This window comes from Streptomyces sp. HSW2009, from assembly GCF_040240285.1.
In the GTDB taxonomy this organism is placed as follows: Bacteria; Actinomycetota; Actinomycetes; order Streptomycetales; family Streptomycetaceae; genus Streptomyces.
This window is the reverse complement of the sequence record NZ_JBEHZD010000897.1, coordinates 1-1,971: the sequence shown is the minus strand read 5'-3', so window position 1 is coordinate 1,971 and position 1,971 is coordinate 1. Positions and strand designations below refer to the sequence as shown.

At 73.4% G+C, this 1,971-nt stretch carries 3 protein-coding genes; all 3 read right to left on the bottom strand.

Going from position 1 to position 1,971, the window contains the following annotated elements; translation table 11 throughout:
* Positions 1-154 precede the first annotated feature (154 nt).
* Positions 155-859, bottom strand: a complete 705-nt coding sequence (locus AAHZ94_RS33350) for a DsbA family oxidoreductase (RefSeq protein ID WP_349997442.1) — start codon at positions 857-859, stop codon at positions 155-157.
* Positions 860-1,093: 234 nt separating this feature from the next.
* Positions 1,094-1,492 carry a DUF3307 domain-containing protein gene (locus tag AAHZ94_RS33345; protein ID WP_349997441.1) on the bottom strand — a complete coding sequence of 133 codons (399 nt, stop codon included), beginning with the start codon at positions 1,490-1,492 and terminating at the stop codon, positions 1,094-1,096.
* Between the two features lie 219 nt (positions 1,493-1,711).
* The coding region (locus AAHZ94_RS33340) for a hypothetical protein (protein WP_349997440.1) at positions 1,712-1,971 on the bottom strand (260 nt) is incomplete at its 5' end.

The following is a 1,971-nucleotide window of genomic DNA, read 5'->3' as shown; positions in this document are numbered from 1 at the left end:
TTTCCCCCCCCCCCCCGCCCCCCCCCCTCGGCGGCGGTCGGGGGGGCGCGGAGTTGTGTATACCCCCCCGGCCCGGACCCCACGATCAAGGCCCAGCCACCCGGGCCCGGCCGGCCCGGGCCCCAGCACTCAGGCGAGCCGCCCAGGCCCCGGCTCAGTCGCGCGGTACCTCGCACGCGTCGCCCTCGCACGCCGCGCCCGGGCCCGTCGTGGGTGCCGTGGCGGTCGCGGTCTCCTGGGCCACCTGCTCGAAGACGCGCAGGAAGGTGTCCGCCTCCTGGCCGCCCTGGACGGCCCACTGGCCCTCGAAGACGAAGGTGGGCACGGCCGTGACGCCGCGCGACCGGGCCACCTCGATCTCGTCCAGGACCTCGTCATGGAGGTCGTCGCCGTTCAGGAACTCGGTGATCGGGTCCCGGTCGAGCCCGACCTCGACGGCCGCGTCGGCGAGCTGCGCGCGGTCGCCGATGTCCATGGCCTCGCCGAAGTGGGCCGCGAGCAGCCGCCCCTTGAGCCGGGCCTGCGCATCGGGCCCGTACGTGTCGAGCACGTACCGCAGCAGCCGGTGGGCCAGCAGCGAGTTGTTCTCGACGACCGTGTCGAAGTCGAAGACGAGGTCCTCGGCCGCGCCCAGCTCCGTGATCCGCGCGTCCATCTGCACGGACTGCGGCCCGTACTTGGCCGCCAGCACCTCACGGTGCGGCAGCGGCTCATCCGGCGCGCTCGGGTCGAGCTGGAACGGCCGGTAGACCACCTCGACCTGGTCCGCCTGCGGGTACGCGGCCAGCGCCTGCTCGAAGCGCGCCTTGCCGACGTAACACCACGGGCATGCGATGTCGCTGTAGATCTCGACCTTCACCGGTCCACTCCTCGTTGCTGCATGGTTCGTCGCCGCATGGACATTCTTTTGAATGGTCAAGCGCTCCCGTGGAGAACCGGACGACGCGGCAGAGTATTCCCGCCCCCGCGCGGGGACGCCTCCCGGGAGCCGGGCCCGTCCGCCGCAGATGCGGAGGGGCCGACGGGCGCAAGGCTCCCGGGAGGTGGAGCGGCCCTCAAACAAGGTGTTTCGACATCATGTGATGTACGTCGATTAAGACATGCCAGCAATGGCCAGTGCGGCGACCATAAGCGCGAAAACGTGCGCGACCTGGTCGATGGGGGCGGCTCCTCCTTCCTCGAAGGACTTTTCCTGGAGGCTGTTCTTCATCCACCGCTCCACTGGCCACCCGCGGTCGACGAAGGAGTGGCTGGCACCGATCCAGACCAGGGCGACCACGGAAACGGAAACGCCGTAGCGGAGGTCGAGCACGACTGCGCCCGTGGCGAGCAGGGCGGCTGACGTCCCCACGTGCGTCAGGGTGTGCGTGGCGTTGGCGCGCCACCCGACCGCGGTTCGCTCTCCTTTATGTGCTGCCTGGTGGTCTGTCTGGAGAGGGTAATCGGCTAATAAATGGGCGACATACAACAGAACGAAAAGCGATGCGAACATGCGTGGAGCCTCCTAGTGGGCAGGACGGTGAGCGACGGGCCCGTTGTTGGCGGGCCGCGCGGAACGCGAGCATTCCATGGCTGCTGCATCGGTCGCGCCCGAAACGGCCATCACCGGCGGTGCTCGACGCGATGTCGCGTCCCCGAATCGGCCCCGGCCAGCCCGCCCTCCCCCGGCAGCGCCGCCGCCGACGCGCGAGGGCCCGCGCCCGGCCGCACTTCACCCCACGCCGCGCACTCCACACCGCACGCCCCACACGCCACACGCGGAGGGGGGGGGGCCCCCGCCCCCCCCCCCGCCGGGCCCCCGGCCGCCCCCCCCCCCCCCCCCGGCCCCCCGCGCCGGGGGGGCCCCCCCCCCCGGGGCCCCCCCCCGGCCCCCCCCCGCGGCGCCCCCCCGGCCGCCCGCCCCCGGGTGCCGGGCGCCCGCGGGGCCCCAACCCACCCCGGCGCCCCGCGGGCCGGCCAGGGCCTGGCTGC

What these genes read in the sequence shown, in the direction of transcription:
- AAHZ94_RS33345 (WP_349997441.1), bottom strand. Translation starts at nt 1,492, where the DNA reads ATGTTCGCATCGCTTTTCGTTCTGTTGTATGTCGCCCATTTATTAGCC.